The sequence below is a fragment of the Pseudomonas sp. GNP014 genome, from assembly GCF_054344005.1.
The window spans coordinates 1117738-1136043 of record NZ_JBTGUS010000001.1 but is presented as its reverse complement, the minus strand read 5'-3'; the positions used below and the strand labels follow the sequence as shown (position 1 = coordinate 1136043).

Annotated in this window: 11 protein-coding genes and 1 pseudogene; 4 read left to right on the top strand and 8 right to left on the bottom strand. The window is 60.7% G+C overall.

All coding sequences use genetic code 11. The annotated features are described in order from the left end of the window. Positions 1-159: 159 nt before the first annotated feature. Together ACXX9E_RS05275 and ACXX9E_RS05270 are read right to left on the bottom strand one after the other, a co-directional pair. Positions 160-2409, bottom strand: a complete 2250-nt coding sequence (locus ACXX9E_RS05275) for an autotransporter outer membrane beta-barrel domain-containing protein (RefSeq protein ID WP_458555119.1) — start codon at positions 2407-2409, stop codon at positions 160-162. 198 nt (positions 2410-2607) lie between these two features. Next, positions 2608-5564: pseudogene (locus tag ACXX9E_RS05270) on the bottom strand (autotransporter outer membrane beta-barrel domain-containing protein). 229 nt (positions 5565-5793) lie between these two features. Between ACXX9E_RS05270 and ACXX9E_RS05265 the strand changes: the two are divergent. Both ACXX9E_RS05265 and ACXX9E_RS05260 read left to right on the top strand, forming a co-directional pair. After that, the gene (locus ACXX9E_RS05265) at positions 5794-7146 is read left to right on the top strand and encodes a type II toxin-antitoxin system HipA family toxin (protein WP_128613605.1); all 1353 of its coding nucleotides are present in this window, start codon (positions 5794-5796) and stop codon (positions 7144-7146) included. Next, positions 7143-7421 carry a helix-turn-helix domain-containing protein gene (locus tag ACXX9E_RS05260; RefSeq protein ID WP_128613606.1) on the top strand — a complete coding sequence of 93 codons (279 nt, stop codon included), beginning with the start codon at positions 7143-7145 and terminating at the stop codon, positions 7419-7421. The genes ACXX9E_RS05265 and ACXX9E_RS05260 overlap by 4 nt, the downstream gene beginning before the upstream one ends. 32 nt (positions 7422-7453) lie before the next feature. On the opposite strand, the gene ACXX9E_RS05255 is transcribed toward ACXX9E_RS05260, so the two are convergent. After that, positions 7454-8290, bottom strand: coding sequence for an amino acid ABC transporter permease (locus ACXX9E_RS05255; protein ID WP_123469989.1), 837 nt, complete (start codon positions 8288-8290; stop codon positions 7454-7456). Beyond that, positions 8287-9108 carry an ABC transporter substrate-binding protein gene (locus ACXX9E_RS05250; protein ID WP_128613607.1) on the bottom strand — a complete coding sequence of 274 codons (822 nt, stop codon included), beginning with the start codon at positions 9106-9108 and terminating at the stop codon, positions 8287-8289. The genes ACXX9E_RS05255 and ACXX9E_RS05250 overlap by 4 nt, the downstream gene beginning before the upstream one ends. Before the next feature lie 113 nt (positions 9109-9221). Between ACXX9E_RS05250 and ACXX9E_RS05245 the strand changes: the two genes are divergently transcribed. After that, the gene (locus tag ACXX9E_RS05245; RefSeq protein ID WP_336347583.1) at positions 9222-10121 is read left to right on the top strand and encodes a homocysteine S-methyltransferase family protein; all 900 of its coding nucleotides are present in this window, start codon (positions 9222-9224) and stop codon (positions 10119-10121) included. Positions 10122-10221: 100 nt separating this feature from the next. On the opposite strand, the gene ACXX9E_RS05240 is transcribed toward ACXX9E_RS05245, so the two are convergent. From ACXX9E_RS05240 to ACXX9E_RS05230, 3 genes are read right to left on the bottom strand one after another with little or no spacing between them, the layout of a single operon-like run. Continuing rightward, on the bottom strand, positions 10222-10893 hold the full coding sequence (locus ACXX9E_RS05240) for a GNAT family N-acetyltransferase (protein WP_123469983.1): 672 nt from the start codon (positions 10891-10893) through the stop codon (positions 10222-10224). Positions 10894-10905: 12 nt separating this feature from the next. Further along, the gene (locus ACXX9E_RS05235) at positions 10906-11352 is read right to left on the bottom strand and encodes a GNAT family N-acetyltransferase (RefSeq protein WP_123469978.1); all 447 of its coding nucleotides are present in this window, start codon (positions 11350-11352) and stop codon (positions 10906-10908) included. Positions 11353-11362: 10 nt separating this feature from the next. Further along, complete coding sequence (locus ACXX9E_RS05230; RefSeq protein WP_186743866.1) at positions 11363-11986, bottom strand: FMN-binding negative transcriptional regulator; 624 nt, start codon at positions 11984-11986, stop codon at positions 11363-11365. 92 nt (positions 11987-12078) lie between these two features. Between ACXX9E_RS05230 and pdxR the strand changes: the two genes are divergently transcribed. Further along, positions 12079-13632, top strand: a complete 1554-nt coding sequence (gene pdxR, locus ACXX9E_RS05225) for a MocR-like pyridoxine biosynthesis transcription factor PdxR (protein WP_447807056.1) — start codon at positions 12079-12081, stop codon at positions 13630-13632. On the opposite strand, the gene ACXX9E_RS05220 is transcribed toward pdxR, so the two are convergent. Beyond that, entirely contained in the window at positions 13589-18190 is a 4602-nt protein-coding gene (locus tag ACXX9E_RS05220) for a dermonecrotic toxin domain-containing protein (RefSeq protein WP_458555118.1), read from the bottom strand. The genes pdxR and ACXX9E_RS05220 overlap by 44 nt on opposite strands. Between the last annotated feature and the right edge of the window lie 116 nt (positions 18191-18306).

Sequence of the window (18306 nt, the reverse complement as noted above, 5' to 3'; positions counted from 1 at the left end):
CGATCAAACGCTTTAAACCTCGGGGGGGCATGGTGCTCCCCTTTTTTTTGCCTGAACACAACGCTCACCTGTAGGGCGGCCGCAGACTACAAACCTTTGACTTTGATTTTTAAACCAGATTAAAAGACCGCAGCCTGTGGCAGCACTACCGATCGAGTTTTAGAACGCCATGCGCCATTGACCGACGACGCCGTGAGTGCGGCTGTCGGTACCCATTTCACCGGTGACGCCTACGCCCAGCGTGTGGTTGGCGGAAAGCCCTAGGTCGAGGCCGGCATCCACGGACAGGCTGTTACGATCCAGCGCCGCACCGGCAATATCAAAACGTTTGCCGCCCTTGACCAGTTGTTGGCGGGTATCGTTTTCGATCTCGCCAAAGGTGTGTTTCCAGCCGGTGCTCAGGCGCGGTGTCAGACGCATGCCGTTGTCGAGGAAGCTGGTTTTGGCAACGCGAACCCCGAAGGTGCTACTGAGGTTAGCGCGCGTCTGGCCGAAGACTCTCAGCGCCGCATCGCCACCCTTTTCGCTATAGCTGTCGCGTTGGTAGCGTTGAAAACCGAGGCCGGCGAACGGCTCGAGCGTCACGTTGTTGCGGCCAAGATTGAAACCCAGTTCGGCAAAGGCTTGCTGGGTATTGACGTCGTAGGCGCCTTTGAGGCGATCACTGAAATCATTGAACGCCACGCGTCGTTTGCTGCTGCCGGCATGGCTTGCGTAGGTGGCGCCCAGGCGCAGAGCCATCGGTCCGTCCTGACGCACGGCATAAGCACCGAGGTGCCAGCTGTCGAGGTCGCCGTCGTATTGACGGGCGTCGAGTTTTGTCTGGGATTTCCCGCCGATCAGTCCGACGTGCCATTGCTCATCGAGACGCCAGTCAGCACCGATTACCAGGCCTTGGGTCGCGTGCTTCAGGGCGCTGTCAGCGTCATGATCAACCTTGCCGCCATGGCCGAGCGCCTGAACCCAGACTCTGCCGGTATCAGCCGCGCCAGCTGCCTGGCGCGGCGAACTGGCGGAGCCATGGGTTGTGCCCGAGCGGGTGTTCAGCTGGTGCATGGCCGAGAGCATGCTTTTGCTCACGGGAGTGAGGCTGCTGAGTGTCGCCTTGGCGAGGTTGGCGTTGCTGCTGCCGGCGAGCTGTTCAATGGCGATCGGGGCGGACGCGCGGGTGCTACTTACGAGCGCTTGCACGGCGGTGTTGAGGGTTGCCGTCATCGGCGTATCAACACTGCGCGCCAGCGCCTGGCCACTGGCGGACCCCGCCAGTCGTTCGAGTGCCAGATCGTTGCGTTTGTACGTTAACGCTACGGCAGTGTCAGTGTACGAAAGCGTTGGCGTCAGGAAGGCCAGGTTAGTGCTGACCCGGCCGAATTCGCCGTCGATTTTTCCTGCAAACAGAATGGGGTGAGTGGCACTGTTGGCGTAGTCGCCGGGGGCGGCAAAAACCTGAACGCTGGCATTTGCCAGCGTTGCTGTGCCTTCTACCAGAACGGGGGTCGAAAACTGGTCAGCCGTCACTCCGTAGGAGTAAGTCGCGGTTTCGGTGAATTCCAGGTTGCCTTTGACGATTGGCGAACCGATTTCGGTATTGGCGACCAGTGCGCCTTGGACATATAAGTTGGAGACTTTGCCGTTCCCGCCGTACACGGCGGATTCGTCGACATAGGCATCGCCTTCAATCGAGCCGTTGTTCAACAGGCTGGCACCGGCCTGGACCTCGGCCGATCCCTGGAACTCATCGTGCAATTGCCATTTCCCTCGCGCGACACGTAGACCGGCAAAATTTGCGGTTGCCCCGATCTCTCCGCCTTCGGAAGCGTTCAGCAGTAATCCGTTCTTGCCTGCGCCGCCGTCGAGCCGGCCCTCCCATCGGGCGCCGTTGTTGATAACAAGCAAGTCGTCCGCCTCACCGAGTTGCAACGAAACGCCTTCAACGTTTTCAAGTGCTTGCGAGATAAACGAGATCTGAGTGGTGTAGGCATTCTGAAATTCGTCGAACGAATCTTCATCCAGCTCTGCTATCTCTGTTTCTCCAGTCTCAGGCTCGGGGAATTCGAGAAACTCATAGAAGGCGTCATCGAACTCGACAACCGCTTTGGCCGCTTCGACCACTGGCAATCGCGTTATCGCGTCTTCACGCGGCTCATTGATGGCTGGACGGGTATGCTCCATCGGGCCGATAAAATCCGGAATCTCAAAGAGATCGACGAAGGGCTCCGGTTGCTCGATGGCTGCATCAGGCAGGGCGGGGGCAACCTTTTTGGGGAGCCTTTTACGTGTTTTGGTTCCTTCTGCAGCGGTGACAACAGGTTCTTCTGCCTGTTGAGCGACGGAGCTCTCCACGCAGCAAACGGTCAGTGCAATCGCTAACGCCAGATGTTTCGGTTTGAATGTGTGTTGAACGGGCATCAAGTACGGCCTCTTTTGACAGGAGGCCAAACTCTAGGGAGATACCGCAAACTTCGATGTCGGCTGCTTCCCACGGAATTGCAGGGGACATCGGATCATTCTGTAGAAATTCACCGCGTGAGTCGGAACCGTTGTTTTTACGCGGTTCTACCGATCCCTTTTCCTACAAATAAACGGGACGACGCCTGCTAGCAAATATCAAAAACTCATTTGCCACTGCCCGATCAAACCGTGGTTGCGACTGTTGTTGCCCAACTCGCCGCTGTACCCCAGCCCCAGCGTATGCCGCGCAGAGACGCCCACGTCGAGGCCGGCTTCGAGCAGCAGGCTGTCGCGATCCAGTGCGCTGCCATCGACATTAAACGCAGTGCCGCCGGTCACGAACGCCTGACGCGTCGAACTGCTGACATCGCCGTACGTGTGCTTCCAGCCGAGTGCCATGCGTGGGGTCACGCTCATGCCGTTGTCCAGGCTGCTCAGGTGCGCCAGACGCAGACCGAGGCTGCTGCTGAAGTTGTCCTGGCTCTGGCTGTCGACCTGCAGCGCGGCGGCGCCGCCCTTTTCCTTATAGCTGTCGCGGTGGTAGCGCTGGTAGCCGAGGCTGGCATACGGTTCGGCGCTGAGGCGACCGCTGCCCATGGCGTAACCGAGTTCGGCGAAGGCTTGCTGGCTGTTGGCGTCGTAGTCGCCTTTGGGCCGGTCGCTGAAACCGTTGAAGGCGATGGTGCGTTTGCTTTCGCCCTGATGGCCGCTGTAGGCCGCCCCCAGACGCAGCGACATCGGGCCATTTTGATGCAAGGCATACACACCGGCGTGCCAGCTCTCGACGTTGCCGTCGACGCCGGTCGCGTCCAGATCGGTTTTCGAATAACCGCCCAGTACACCCAGGCGCCACGCCGGATTCAGTGACCGTCGGCGCCGAGCACGCTGCCCTTGGTGCGTTGTTCGAGACCACTGCTGCCATGTTCGCCGTCAAGCTTGCCGTAGCCACCGATGCCTTGCAGCCAGAGTCGGCCGCGAGCGTTCGGGTCATTCAGGTTGCGCGCCTCGGACGGCACGCCGTTGGCCGCCAGCACCGGCGTGTCGCGTTGATCGAGGCTGACCAGCAGTCCCGGGCTGCCGCCCATCTGCTGCAGCGCCGAGAGCATGCTGTTGCCGACCTGACTGCTGGCGCCAAGTGTGGCGCTGGTCAGGTTGGCGTTGCTGGCGCCGGCCAGTTGCTCGACGGCCGCGCTGGCGGTGCTTTGCGTGGTGTTGAGCAAGGCGTTGTACAGCGCCGTTTGCGTGCCCAGCGAGGCCAGGCTGTTGGCGGCGTTGCGGCCGTTGCCGGTGGCGGCGAATTCGCTGAATGCCACGTCGTTGCGGGTGTACGTCAGATCGACCTGCGTCGGCGTGTAGGCGAGGGTCGGCGTCAGGAACGCATAGTCGCTGGTGACCTGGCCGAAACGGCCGTTGACCTGCGCCGCTTGCAAAACGGTGTAATGATTCTGCCACGGCCAGGTGCCGCTGCCGGGCTTGACCGCCAGTGTTGCACCGTTCAGGTTGGCCGTGCCGCCGACCTGCACCGGCGCACTGCTGCCGTCGGCGTTGACGCCGTAGGCGAGGGTGGCGTCGCTGCCCAGGTTCAAGTCATGCACGATGGTTGCGCGGCCGAGCCGGGTGTCAGTACGCAGGGTGCCGTTGACGGTGAGGCTGCCGACCGAGCCGCCACCGGCATACACACCGCCGGTATCGACGGTCAGATTGCCGGCAATGCCGCCCTGGTTGATCAGCGTCGCGCCATTGCGCACTGCACCGCCGTCGCTGAAGTCATCATGGCCGGTCAGGGTCCACGCGCCTTGCCTGACCTCCAGCCACTCGAAGTTGCGACTGCTGCCGAAGTTGCCACCCGCCGGGTCATCCATCACCACCCGGTCATAACCGCTGCCACCGTCGACCACGCCGATGAAGCGGCTGCCGTTGCGCAAGGTCAGGTTGTCGTTGCCGCCGCCCAGATCCAGCGCCAGGCCATTGCTGCCGCTGAAGGTGCCGCCGTTGATGACGTTGTCGGCGAATTCGCCGACAAACTTCACACCGAAACCGTCGAGGCCCTGGATGCTGCCGAAGTTTTCCAGCGTGGTTGCCGCCAACCCGGAACCGCCGCTGCCGTCGTCCACCAGAATCGCGCTGTTGGCGCCACTGATCAGCGCGCCGCTGGCATTGAGGATGTAACCGCCGCCCAGTGCGATGCCTTCACTGCCATTGGCGAAACCGCCCTTGTCCACGCCGCCGGCGCCGACGCCTTGGAGGGTGCCGTAGTTTTCGATGTGGGCGATCTTGTCGATGTCCACACCGTCGCCGTCACCATTGGCCTGCAGCCCGGAATAGGCCCCGGTGATGGTGCCGTGGTTGATCACCGTGCCATCGCCGTCGGAGCCGAAGCCCGAGCCATTGCGCCCGGTGATCTGCCCGTAGTTGATCAGCGTCGCGCCAAGGTCGGTGGTGATGCCGTGACGGCCACCGGAAATCACCCCGTAGTTGGTGATGCTGACACCGTTGGCGGAATCAATGTCGATGCCGTCGAACTTCTCGTCGGCGTTGTGCGAATCCCCGGTGGAGATCTCGCCATAGTTGCTGATGGTCGCATGGGCGCCGGTTTTCATGCCGTCGCTGGCATCGCCGCGGATCAATCCGCCCGCGCGGTTGATAATGGTGGTTGTTACCCCTTCGCTGCGCAGGGCATCAAGGTCCAGGCCCTGGCCGGTGGTGGAGCGAATGATGCCGCTGTTGTCGATCAGCAGGCTGCCGCTGACGAAGTTGCTGTCGACACGCAAGGCGTCGTTGGCGCCGAGAATCTGCCCGCCGCTGCGGTTGTATATTTGGTAGTTGCGCGCCCGGGTCAGGTCGCCGCTGCTGTCGATTGCGCGGCCACCCGTGGAGATGATTTTGCCCGCATTGTCGATCACCACGCCGACCCCGCTGGTGCTGTCTTTCAGGCTCACGGCCTTGCCGCTGTTGGTGATGCTGCCCGGCGCCGAAATCGTCAGCGTGTCACTGCCGCCGAGAGTCTGCGATGCCGTGGTGGCGGTGTCGATCTGCACGGTTTTGCCGTGAGCAGTGGTGGCCGAGATCAGCAGGGCGATGGTGAGGGACAGACGCTGAGGCGGGAACGGCATGGTCGGACGGCCTTTTTGTTATAAGCGGGCCGTCCTGTATAGCGAAGGGTTTTTACAGAATGATGTCGGTGACTGATCTGCATTATTTTGCATTCGGATCGTACTGATAAAGATTTAATCTGCATTTTGTTGCAGATTTAGGGAGAGCTGTCAGGCTTTAAATGCACTATATTGCATCTGGTATGAAGGAAAGCTCTGCTGAAATGCATTTCAATGCAGGTGGGAAGGCATGTACAACCTGACATTACAGATATTCACGGCGGGTAAATGGCAAGACGCGATGATTCTGAGCTTCGACGATCCTGAAAAGGGTTTCGAGAGTCGCTGCAGTTTTGGTTACGAGACGGCCTACCTTGCTGAAAATATTGAAGCCATGGGCTCTCCGTTTTCCAGGGCGGTGAGTGCGTTGTACCCACTGGATTGGGACGGCCATCGTTCCAAAACGCCGGCATTTGTGCACGACATTGCCCCCGCAGGGGCCGCCAAACGCTTTTTACTTGAGCGTCTAGGTCGAGAAAAACCGGCGAACATCAGCGCCGATCTATATCTGCTCGGTCGCAGTACTCCAGCCCCCATCGGCAATATGCGCATAAAAGAGTCGGCCGAGGCTGTCGATGAGCGCAAGCCAATCGGATTCAAGCGTGAGGATGTCGTCCATCGTGACAACCGTTTCCTCGAATATGCCTATGAGCTGGGTGCGGCAATCGGTGGAGCTACAGGCGCGGGTGGTGAGGCACCGAAGCTTTTATTGGCCGAGAACAAGGCTGGTCTCCTGTACCCCGATGCCGTATTGGATGACGACAAAGTCAGACAACATTGGTTTGTGAAATTTGCCAGAAACAGAGGCGGTTTGACCGATCAAGACATCCTGCGAAGCGAATTCCATTACTACAAGGCGCTTCAGAAACTCGGTATCGAAACGATCGCAGCCGAAGGCTTGGCACTGGAAGAAGCGAACAAGCCAAGTTTGTGGATGCAGCGTTTTGATCGCAAGGTAAGGGACGGTGATGTAAGCCGCTTGGCTGTGGAGTCGATTTACTCGTTGGCTCAAGTGACGACGCCGGGAAGTGCGATGAACCATATGGAGGTTATCCGCATGCTCGCCGGGCTTTGGCGCCAAGCAGGGCAGGCCAGTCAGATACCCGCTCTTGTGACGGACTACTTACGTCGGGATCTGATCAACAAGATTCTTGGTAACTCGGATAACCATGGTCGCAACACCGCGATCATTCGTCAGGCAAACACATTTCGTTTGGCGCCGATTTATGACCTGGCCCCGATGGTCATGGATGACGAAGGCGTGACCCGTACGACCAAATGGCCTAGAGATCTGGAGAGGGCTGGAGACGTGGATTGGCGTGGAGTGTGCCGTGCGTTGGCGGATATTGCTGAACCCAATGACCCATTGGCAGCGCTATGTGATGCGCCAGCGCTTTTCGAACGATTGCGCGAAGATGCCCAACGTCTGGCGGCGCTGCCCGACATACTGACGGCCAGTGGTTTGCCCGACAGAACCATGAACCACCCAGGCATTCATCTGAAAAATCTGGAGCAACGCTTGAAAGAGTGGGATCTGCAATGACCATGACGGTTGCCGAGCGCACTGTGCTCATCGAAAGCATTCAAGAGGCGCTGGCCCAGGGGACGCTGGAGATCGGTGAGGCCGTTCGCCGTTTGCGCGTGGAAGTGACCGGTCTGCATCAGACCCAGTTTGCGAAGATGTGCAAAATATCGGTGCGTACGCTGGTTCATATCGAACACGGTGAGGGCAATCAGACACTTAAATCGTTGAACGCAGTGTTTCGTCCGTTTGGACTGAAAATGGGCGTTGTGCGGGTGCGCCGAGAGATCAATTAAAACCCGACGCTGCCCGCAATGTTCTGATCGCCCTAGCTGCGACGCACGTAAGCCTTGCCGTAGTGCCGCTCCATCCGCGCCTGAATCAGCTCCAGCCCGATCGACATCAGCCAGTAAATGATCGCTGCGGTCGTCAGCATTTCGATGTAGCGGTAGCTTGAGCGCCCATAGGATTGCGCCAGAAACATCACTTCCCAGACCCCCATCACCGAAATCAGTGACGAGTCCTTGAGCATCGAGATGAATTGGTTGGTCGTGGGCGGAATGATCGTGCGCATGGCTTGCGGCAGGGTGATCCGCCAGAAAATCACCGTCTCGCGCATCCCCAATGCCAGCGACGCTTCGCGCTGGCCGTGATCGACACCGAGGATGCCGGCGCGGAAGATTTCGCTCAGATAGGCGCCGTAGTTCAGCGACAAGGCGATGATGCCGGCCACAATCGCGCCGGGCACGATACCCAGTTGCGGCAAGCCCAGGTAGATCAGCAGGATCTGGATGAGCAGTGGCGTGCCGCGAAAGAACGAGGTGTAAAAACTGGCGATGCCGAACGCCACGGCGCTTTTCGACAGGCGTGCCAGTGCCGTGATGAAGCCCAGCAGCGACGAGGCGACGATCGAGCACAGACAGAGGAAAAGCGTCAGCGCCGCCCCTTGCAGAAAACCGTTGGGCGCCAGGTGCAGGCCGACCAGATTGGGCAGTTTGTCGAGGATGATCGAGAACTTCAGGTCGAAGCTCAGGAAGAACCCGGCGAACAGGCAGAACAGCGCTGCCCAGGTCAGGTACAGCCGCGTACGGAAACCGAACATGCGTTGCAGGCGAGATTCAGCCACCGGTTGCGGTGGCTGTGGAGGTGTCGGGAAAGCAGTCATTGGCTGATATCGGCGCCGATCCATTTTTGCGACAGTTGGCTCAGGGTGCCGTCCTGTTTCAGTTGCGCGAAGACCTCGCGAACTTTGGCATCCCATTGCGCGTCGCCCTTTTCGATGGCCACCGAATTCGGTTCCGAGTACAGCGCCGGCCCCGCCAGCTTGAAGCGTTTGTCTTGGTTCAGGCGCGGCTGTGCGGTGACGAGGTTGGTGAGAATCGCATCCAGGCGCACGCCGGCGCCCAGCCCCAAGTCCTGGAAGGCGACGTTATCGGTGTCGTATGGCGCGATCTGCACATCGTCGAACGGGTACTGCAACTGCGTGTCTTCGGCGCCTTCGATCACCAGGTTCTTGTTCAGATAGCTTTCGTAGCTGGAGGCGCTGGTGAGGCCGACTTTTTTGCCACTCAGGTCCTTGGCGTCGTGGATGCGCTCATCCTTGGCGTTGACCACGATCACCGCTGGCGAAGCGTAGTACTCAACCGGGAAATCGAACACTTCGGCGCGGGCCTTGCTCGGCGTCATCGAACAGATGCAGATGTCGTAGCGCCCGCTCCAGCGGCCGGCGGCAATGACGTCCCACGACGGCGTTTCGAGTCGCAACTTGACCCCCAGTTTTTCCGCCACAGCCTTGGCGACATCCACATCGAAGCCGTCGAGTTGGTTCTGGTCATTGAGGAACGAGAACGGTGGATAGCTTTCCATCAGCACGCCGACCAGCTCTTTCTTTTGCTCGATACGGTCCAGGGTGGCACCGCCAAACGCTTGCGTGGAGGCAGCCAGAATCGTCAGGCCCAGGGCCAGTAGCGGTTGAAATTTCACAGTCGATCCCTGAGCAAAAAAGAGGTTGTTATTAACCGGATGGTGCGTATTAAATAGTTATAAGAACGACTCCGATAGTGAGTTATTTTCATAAGCATATGAGTGAAAAGCATATGGGCGCAGCAAGCACGATTATTCTCGATGGCGGCATGGGCCGTGAGTTGCAGCGCGCCGGTGCGCCATTTCGTCAGCCGGAGTGGTCGGCGCTGGCGTTGAGCGAGGCGCCTCAAGCGGTCGAAGCGGTGCATGCCGCTTATATCGCCAGTGGCGCCAATGTGATTACCACCAACAGTTACGCTGTGGTGCCGTTCCATATTGGCGAAGAACGCTTCGCCGCTGAAGGGCAGGCGCTGGCCGCGTTGGCCGGTGAGCTGGCGCAACGTGCGGTGCAAGCCTCGGGGAAAACCGTGCGGGTGGCCGGCTCATTGCCACCGCTGTTTGGCTCGTATCGGCCGGATCTGTTCAACGCCGACCGAGTGACCGAGTTGCTGGCGCCATTGGTCAATGGCCTGGCACCGCACGTGGATCTGTGGCTGGCGGAAACCCAGAGTTCGCTGGCCGAGGCGCGAGCGATCCATGCGGGGTTGCCGAAGGACGGCAAAGCGTTCTGGCTGTCGTTCACCTTGCAGGATGAAGACACCGATGAAGTGCCTCGTCTGCGTTCCGGTGAGCCTGTGGCCGAAGCGGCCGCGGTGGCGGCCGAATTGGGCGTCGAGACGTTGTTGTTCAATTGCAGTCAGCCGGAAGTGATCGGTGCCGCGATTGATGCGGCGCGCGCCACCTTCGAGCGTCTGGGGGTGAAGATTCACATTGGTGCGTATGCCAATGCGTTTCCGCCGCAGCCAAAAGAGGCAACCGCCAATGACGGACTTGATCCGTTGCGCGATGACCTGGATCCACCGGGTTACTTGCACTGGGCGATTGACTGGCAGCAGCGTGGCGCCAGCCATTTGGGCGGTTGCTGCGGGATCGGCCCGGAGCACATTGCGGTGCTTGCGCAAAAGCTGGGCTGACAGCCAATCAAAAGATCGCAGCCTGCGGCTGCTCCTGCATGGGATTCAAATGCACCCCTGCAGGCGCTGTCGCGGGCTGCGATCGTTTGTTTTCAAGCGATCAGGAACGGCATTCCACCAAGCCTTTTACCTGCCCGTCTGGCGTCTGATTTTCATCCGCCAGCCACTGCTCGAACCCTGCCGCGATCGCCGGCCACTCTCCATCCAGAATCGAATACCACGCGGTGTCGCGGTTCTGGCCCTTGACCACCATGTGCTGGCGGAACACGCCTTCGAAGCTGAAGCCCAGGCGCTCGGCAGCGTATCTGGAGCGGGCGTTGCTGTTGTTGCACTTCCACTCGAGGCGGCGATAACCCAGCTCGAAGGAATACTTGGCCAGCAGGAAAACCGCCTCGGTGCTTTTCGGTGAACGCTGCATCGGCGCACCGAAGGTGACGTGACCGATTTCGATGCGGCCCTGGGCCGGGACGATCGACATCAGGCTGAGGAGACCTTGCACCTGACCGCTGGCGCGATCAACGACGCTGAAGAAGTACGGGTCGCTGGCGGCCGCGTGGTTGTTCAGCCATGCGTCGAACGCTGTGCGCTCCGGGAATGGGCCGTAGGGTAAATAATCCCAGAGTTTGGGGTCGGCACCGGGGCCTTCGAGGGCGGCGAACAGTTGGTCACCGTGGCGCGCCGGGTCGAGTCTTTCCAGGCGAATGAAGCGGCCCTCGAGCAGGGTGGCGGTGGGGGCGGGGACGCCTTTCCAGTCAGCGAGTGAAGCGGTCATGCGTGCGTCTCCTTAAAGGGCTTTGCGAAACTGGATGAAGCCCGGGCGTTCGGCGATGCGCTCGTAGAGCTGGATCGCGGTGGCGTTGGTTTCATGGGTCAGCCAGTGGACTTTGCAGCAACCGTCGGCCTTGGCCGTGGCGTAGACGTGTTCGATCAGTAGACGACCGACGCCGGTGCCGCGGACTTGCGGCACCACCAGCAAGTCCTGCAGGTAACAGGAGTTTTCGATGCTCCAGTTCGAACGATGATAAATGTAATGCACCATGCCCACCGCCTTGCCGTCGGCCCAGGCCAATGCCGCGTGGGTGAGTTCGCCCGGGTCGAGAAAGCGCTGCCAGGTGCTTTGCGTCACCGTGTCCGGCAGTTCGGTGTTGTAGAACCTCAGGTAAGCCTGCCACAGCGGCAGCCACGCGGCGTGATCGCCAGCGGTGACGGGGCGTATCTCGATCTGACTCATGGTGATTTCCTTAGCGCATCAGTTGGGCGAGGGTTTGATCGTTGACTTCGGGACTGGCGGCCAGGCCTTCGCGCACGCCGGCGATATCGTCAGCGCTGCGGTTCTGGCTGAGCTTGCGCTTGCCTTCGAGGCGGTCGACGGGAATGGCAAAACCGACGATGGCCTTGAGCATGCCGTCGATGTAATCGGCCGGCGCGTCGGCCACCGACCAGGGTTGTGCGCGGCCAGCCTCATGGCGGTCGGTGAGGGTGCTGACGATGTCGAGCAGGCGTCCGCCGTCGCTGAAGGTTTCGGCGCGGCCGTAGGCGTGCACGGCGACATAATTCCAGGTCGGCACGACTTTGCCGTGTTCGGCCTTGCTCGGGTAGAAGCCCGGGCTCACGTAAGCATCGGCGCCGGCAAAGATCAGCATGGCCTCGGCACCGTCGCGCAGGTCTTTCCACTGGGGATTGGCTTTGGCCAGGTGTCCGTACAGCGTACCGAACTCACCCTGTTCGCGATGCAGCAGCACCGGTACATGGCTGGCTTGCAGGCCGTTGGTGCCGTGGCTCACCAGAATGGCGAGGCGGGTGGCGAGAATCAGTTCGTGCAGTTGCGACAGCTCGTCGATGGCAAAGGCTTTGGGCGTGTACATGGCGAGATTTTCCTTGGCGAATGCCAGCATCGTAGGCAGGCTATTGGACTGTTGTAAGAGCCATTACCGGCCAATTTCACAGGTCCATTGCCATGTCCGTTTCGCCGCCGCTGTCCATGCCATTCAATCCTGCCGGTATCGAGCTGGATCGCCGCCAGGGCTTGAGCCGCCAGCTCTACCAGGACCTGCGTCTGCGGGTACTCGATGGCCGTCTGGCCAGCGGCACGCGATTGCCGGCGAGCCGGGATCTGGCGTCAGCATTGGGGATTTCCCGCAACAGCGTGGTGCGGGCCTACGATCAGCTGTATGCCGAAGGCTTTATTGAAGGACGAGTCGGCGACGGTACCTACGTGGCGCAACTGGCTCAGTCGCTGAGCTCGGCAAAAAAACTATCCACAAAAGTATCCACAGGGTTGTCAACAGGCTTACCCACAGCCTTATCCACAAATTGGCTGGATTTGCCTGTGGTTTCATCCAGTAAAGTTATCCACAGCGCGACATTTTCGCGCCTCGAAAAGAACCATTTACCGCGTCCGCCCAGTGGTCCGCCGCGTGCATTTCGCGTGGGTGTACCGGCGTTCGATCTGTTTCCCTTCGAGGTCTGGGCCAAGCTGAACGCGGCTTTCTGGCGCAAACCGGATCTTCAGCAGCTGTGCTACGGCGACCCGGCCGGCGATGCGCGTTTGCGCGGGATGATTGCCGCTTATTTGCGCAGCTCCCGTGGCATGCAGTGTTCGGCTGAACAAATTGTGATCACCAGTGGCGCCCAGCAGGGCATCAGTCTTTGTGCACAGTTGCTGGTAGAGCCGGGCGACGGTGTCGCGATCGAGAATCCCGGCTATCGCGCGGCGGGTCATGCGTTCGCTGTGGCCGGGGCGCAATTGCACGGCGTGGCGGTGGACAGTGAGGGCATCGACTGTGCGGCGATGGCCGGGCTCAGCGATTGTCGCGTGGCTTACGTGACGCCCTCCCATCAATACCCGACCGGCGTAGTGATGAGCCTGGCGAGGCGTCTGGAGTTGCTGGCGTGGGCCGAACGCAACCAGGGCTGGATCGTCGAGGATGACTATGACGGCGAGTACCGTTACACCGGCGCGCCTTTGGCGCCCTTGGCAGCACTCGATCGGCAGGGCCGCGTGTTGTACGTCGGTACCTTTGGCAAAGTCGCATTCCCGGCGTTGCGCCTTGGTTATCTGGTCTTGCCTCCCGGGCTGGTGGACGCGTTCTCGCAACGCCGGGCGGTGGATGTCCGGCATTCCGAGGTGAGTACTCAAGCGGTGATGGCCGAATTCATGGCCGCCGGGCATTTCCAGCGACACATCCGGCGCATGCGCCGCGCCGCGCTCAACCGCCGCAATACGCTGCTCGATGGCTGGCCGTCGGGCATTCCCGGGGTGGGTGCGCTGCCGGCTGTCTCGGCCGGGCTGCACCTGACGGTGGCGGTGGAGAGCATCGCGCGCGAGCAGCAGTTGGTCGAGCAGGCGGCACGCGCGGATGTGGAGATCAACGGTTTGAGCAGCTATTGGTTGCCCGACTCGACGACGCCAGCCGATCGCCGCGCCGGTCTGGTGCTGGGCTTCGCCGCCGTTCCGGAGCCGGCCATCAGAGCGGCACTGATGCGCCTGCGCCAGGCGTGGCTGGGGTGAAAAACAGGCTTTGCGCCAGCGGGTTGCTGATTTCGCTGCGGTAGATTGCGATCAGGTCCTGAGTGCTGTTGCCTTGCCGATAGAACGCGCCTCCCAGCCGTCGTTGCCGGACGGTTTTCATGTGTGCCGCGGTGAAGCGGCCAACCGCGTCAGCGCCTTTCGCGTAATGGAAATGCGCGTACCACAACACCTTGCCGGCTTTTGCATCGCGCACTTCATATTCATCCAGAAAGTCTTTGGCTCGCCCTTTGAGCCGGCGGCGTTTGACGGTTTGCGTGATCTTCACTTCGTTTTTGTGCCGGAGCCATTCCACGCGGGCCGCGGTCGGCGGTTGTTGTTTGATCATCTGAATACGCGCGTTCGTACCCTTTGCGTACAGGGCTGTCGCGGCTTCGCTCAGGGCGTGACCGAGGGCTTGCGTCGGCCGCTTTGAGTCGACGGTCTGATTGCTGGCCGTCAGCGCCTCGTCGATCGCTTCGCCGGCATTGCGTAAACGGGCGGCGTGCTGATGGTAGATTTCTTCGATCTCCACCGGAATGCGTTGCGCCCGATTGATGAGCGCCTCGGTACGTCGCCGGAACAGCGCCAGTCCGTCGATCAGGGCCTGACCGGCCTCGACGCTTTTCGCAAGATTGGGCGTGGTTCTGGCTGGCGTCGGTTTCGGCGAAAGGTGTTCGACCCACTCGCCGGGGGATTTCTCATGGAAGGTCGCGATGACCCCCGTCAGCTCGCCTCGTACTGCCACCAGATGAGCGGAATCTGCCTCTGTGCCGGTCACCGGTTCGCCGACGAGGGTGCCCTTGAATCTGGTTTTGATGATCTTGCGGCTCCATGAGACCGTCGGTTTCGACGGGTCAGGTATTGGCTCCAGCAAATGTTTGTTGCGCAGCAGGTCGGCCAGTCGTTCGTCCGTGCGCACCTTGAACTCAAGCGTGCGCGCACGCACGTGGTTCAGCCGGTCGTTGTCGAGCTGCTCAGGGAATTCGGCGGCAAAATCGACGAAGCGCTGATCGACCGAAGCAAATTGCTCGGAAAGATTGCTCAGGGCTTCGGTCCGCTCGCGCAGGTTGGTCAGGCTTTCGTCGGTGGTCAGATTCAGTGAACTCTGAATATTCAGGGCGGCGTCTTCGATCAGGGCTTCGAGCATCTGCCGGGCGTCGGCGTGAATCGCTGACGTGCCGGGTCGGACGCAGATTTCCTGGCCGAGACTGATCTGCAACAACTTCATGTTGTCCAGATTGTAATCGGGCACGCCCTTGCGATATTTGCTGACCCGCTCGACGCCCTCTTTGCCGAGCCGTTGCAATTCTTCGAGCCGCGACTCGACCGCTTCCATTTTCTCGATGATGCCTTGGGTCTGTCCGGTCATGCGTTCGCAGGCCAGGATAAACACCGACGATTCGGTGTCGGGGTTGGCGGCCATCATGTCCATCGTTGACTTGACGCTGACTTGATAGGTCGCGGAGTGTTCGTTGAGCCACTCCAGTATCAGGAATATCTGCATTTCCAGACGTTGAATCATCAGCCCGCGAAAGGCCGGCTCGGGCTCTATCAGCTCCAGGGCCTTGAGCTTCTCGATCATGGCCCCGTACTCCCGACTTTGCGCGTCGAGGACATCAAGGTATGGCTGGCGTTGCCCCTCACGGGCCTCAGGCAATGCTTCTTGCAGCGCGGCGCGCGCGGCCAGGAGACGGGTACGTTTGTCCGGCATGGTCAGGTCGAACGCTTCGATTTCCGTGTTCAGTGCCTTGGCTTGCGCCTGCCGTCTTTCCCGGGCTTCTCGCTGGCGCCTGCTCAGGCCGCCACCGCGCAGGCGCAAGCGCAGGTCGATGATCCATTGGCCATTGACGGTGCGGGCCAGCACCGGGCCGGCGCGAGGTGGCTGCTGGCGCGAGTCGATCACCTGAATGTCTTCGTTGTCGTTGATCTGCACTTCAAACCAGCGCTGGCCGACGGGCGCGTACCATTTCGTACCGTGGGCATACAGCGATCTGTATGGCCCTGAGCTGTGTGGCGTGCCGAGGTCTTCGGGCCGGGTGACTTTGAAACGGTCGAGCAAGGATGCCAGCGCTGTCGGTGAGCGTTTCAAAGCCGCAGGGGTGTTGAGTGAAGTCTCACGGGGGGGCAGAGGATCGTCGTCAATCACATCCGGCAAACGCTGCGGTTTGAGCGCTTGCGGGACGGGTTTCGGGACTTGCGTGGGTTCTTCCGGTGCGCTGATAGATTGCGTCTGGGGCTTGTCGCCGACCGCCGCGCGATGGGCCAGCACCATCCCCAGCGCGAGGAGAATATCGGCCAGTGCCGACCAGGCGACCTCGCCGGATGCTTGATTGGCGACGTCGCTGACTTCCTGCAGGTCGTCCATGATTTGCCAGATCCATGCTGCCGTTCCGACACTGCGCCCAAGAAACGGCAGCGCCGCATTGAACAGCATCCAGCCACCCTGCTTGAGCGTGGCCCAGCGTGCTTCTGCGTCGGAGACCGACTGACGATCCGCCTGGGTGATAAGCGCCTGGACGTTACTGGCGTACAGGGTCTCCAGTGCATCGTTTTCGATAAGCGTGGTGCCCAGTTCGACGGGGCGTGACATGTCCAGGGGCGTCACCGGATTGACCAGCAACTGCGGAATCGTCCACACCGAAGGCAGTCTGGCGGTGAACACAAACTGGCTGTAATTGAACCGCACATTGTCCGGCAGCCAGGCCAGCACCGACTCGCGCAGATGTTGCGAATGCTGGATCGCATACAGCAGGTTGGCGTGGCCGGGGTATTGGAGCAGTGCCGTTTCAAACAATGGTCGATACAACACGCAGGGGCCTGAACCGGCCACGCGCGGGCCGATGACGAACATGTTCTGCACCGTGTCCGCCCTTGAACTGCTGCGGTGGGCAACGAATGCCAATGGCCGGATGACAATGTCCAGTCCATCGACCCGACGCTCGCCGGCAGTGCTGCCGAGGGCGGCGAGTACATAGCGGTAACCCTGCTCGTCGATACCGGCCTTGCCAAGAATTTTGTTTTGCAACGCCAGCAGCGGCAGTTCGATGCACAGCTGGCGGGTGTAGAGCGCTTGCAGGGTGTGCGCCTGCGCAATGTCATCGACCAGCCGCGCTTTCAGGTACGCCGGGTAGGTCCTGCCGATGTCGACGGTGCTGACCAGGTTTTCCAGGTAAGCCACGCTCATCCACGCCGGCAATGCGCTGCCGTCCCTGGCGCTCACGGTCTTGTTGCCCAATGGCAGGCCCGCCAGGTTCTGCAGGGCCAGTTCGAGGAGCGACAGGGTCCGGGTCTGCGTATTGCCCGGCAGAACGAATGTGCCCCAGACCACCACGCTGGTGATGCTGACCTGGATGTCATCAATGTTCACATCAGCTGCTGTGGGATGGTCCTTGAGCATTGCCCGGCTCAGGGCATCGCGGGTGAAGGTCTGCAGGCTGTCCACTTCACTCTGAAAGGTTTTGCCATTGTTGGCATGCTGCACCGTGGTCAGGTCCAGCAGATGCCGGCTGTAGCTGGACTGATCGGCGGGGGATGCGGTGTTCAGCCACGAGGGTAACAACGGTTGCAGGCGTTCCATATGCGGTTTGAGGCGTGGCGTGGGTTGCTGATAATTGCCCGCAGTACCGGCGTGTGGGTAGAGGTTGTATTCGGTCGAGCCATCGAAGAAGTTGATCTGCCCCAGCGCATCGGCCTCCAGCGCAATCATGCTGCAGGCCTGATGATCGAAAAAATTGCCGTCGGGCTCGAACAGCCGCCACTTGAGCTCGGCACTGGTGCTGTTGCGCCCGAAACGGCGCGGCAGGGTGTCGGCGAACTCATCCAGCGAATCGAAGCGCTGAAATCCATTGATCACCGAGTAGCTGATGATCAGGCTGCGTTCTGCCGCGGTACCGATCAACACGGCTGTGTCGAGCCGGGCCATGTACCCGCGCTCAGCCTCGGCACTGTAGTCGAGGTCGATCAGGCAGGCGCGTGTCTTGTAGGGATCGCCGGGCAGCCGCTGGCGTTTGTCCGGCTGCTGGAAAACCCTGTGCGCCATGGCCTGCAGGTCGGCATCCCAGCCAAGGCTGGCGTCGACGTTCCACAGGTTGCGCAAGGCATCCGACAATTGCAGCCAGCGCGGCTGTCCGGGGCTGGTGAATTCGTCCCAGTATTCGACCTGTTGTTCTTTGTAGGCGATGAACAGCAACGGGGCCAGTTCGTTGAGCAGGGCGCCGATGGCATCGATCTTTACCGGCAACTGGAGTGACACGGGGACGCCAGGCTGCAAGGTGAGAAAGTGCTCGCCCTCGAGATACGTCACCGTGGATCCGGACAGGCCGAGCCGTACCAGCACATCGGTGAGCGATTCGCTGTGACTGGCGCCCGCGATCACCTGGTCGTCGGCGATGAGCCAGGAGGGGGTCACCACCATCGCCAGTTGCGGGTCGATGTCCAGCGTCGGGTACAGTGCTTTCAGCGCGGGTTGCAACGCCCGGGTCGCAACTTCGCACGGCGACGGGCCGGTCACCAGTTGCGTTATCACTTCAACGGCGCTGGGTAAGGAGGGTTCGGTCATGGGCAAGTCCTGCTCTGTTTGGGGCGCCCGGCATGGGCGGCGAGTCAGCGCAAGATAAAAGGCCCGTCGCAACGGTGTGCGGTACATAAAGCTTGCGGGCAAAAAAAGACCCGCAA

Coding starts and splice junctions, on each gene's coding strand:
- ACXX9E_RS05245 (WP_336347583.1), top strand. CDS start 9,222: ATGGGCGCAGCAAGCACGATTATTCTCGATGGCGGCATGGGCCGTGAG.
- pdxR (WP_447807056.1), top strand. CDS start 12,079: ATGTCCGTTTCGCCGCCGCTGTCCATGCCATTCAATCCTGCCGGTATC.
- ACXX9E_RS05260 (WP_128613606.1), top strand. CDS start 7,143: ATGACCATGACGGTTGCCGAGCGCACTGTGCTCATCGAAAGCATTCAA.
- ACXX9E_RS05265 (WP_128613605.1), top strand. CDS start 5,794: ATGTACAACCTGACATTACAGATATTCACGGCGGGTAAATGGCAAGAC.
- ACXX9E_RS05220 (WP_458555118.1), bottom strand. CDS start 18,190: ATGACCGAACCCTCCTTACCCAGCGCCGTTGAAGTGATAACGCAACTG.
- ACXX9E_RS05275 (WP_458555119.1), bottom strand. CDS start 2,409: ATGCCCGTTCAACACACATTCAAACCGAAACATCTGGCGTTAGCGATT.
- ACXX9E_RS05255 (WP_123469989.1), bottom strand. CDS start 8,290: ATGACTGCTTTCCCGACACCTCCACAGCCACCGCAACCGGTGGCTGAA.
- ACXX9E_RS05235 (WP_123469978.1), bottom strand. CDS start 11,352: ATGAGTCAGATCGAGATACGCCCCGTCACCGCTGGCGATCACGCCGCG.
- ACXX9E_RS05240 (WP_123469983.1), bottom strand. CDS start 10,893: ATGACCGCTTCACTCGCTGACTGGAAAGGCGTCCCCGCCCCCACCGCC.
- ACXX9E_RS05230 (WP_186743866.1), bottom strand. CDS start 11,986: ATGTACACGCCCAAAGCCTTTGCCATCGACGAGCTGTCGCAACTGCAC.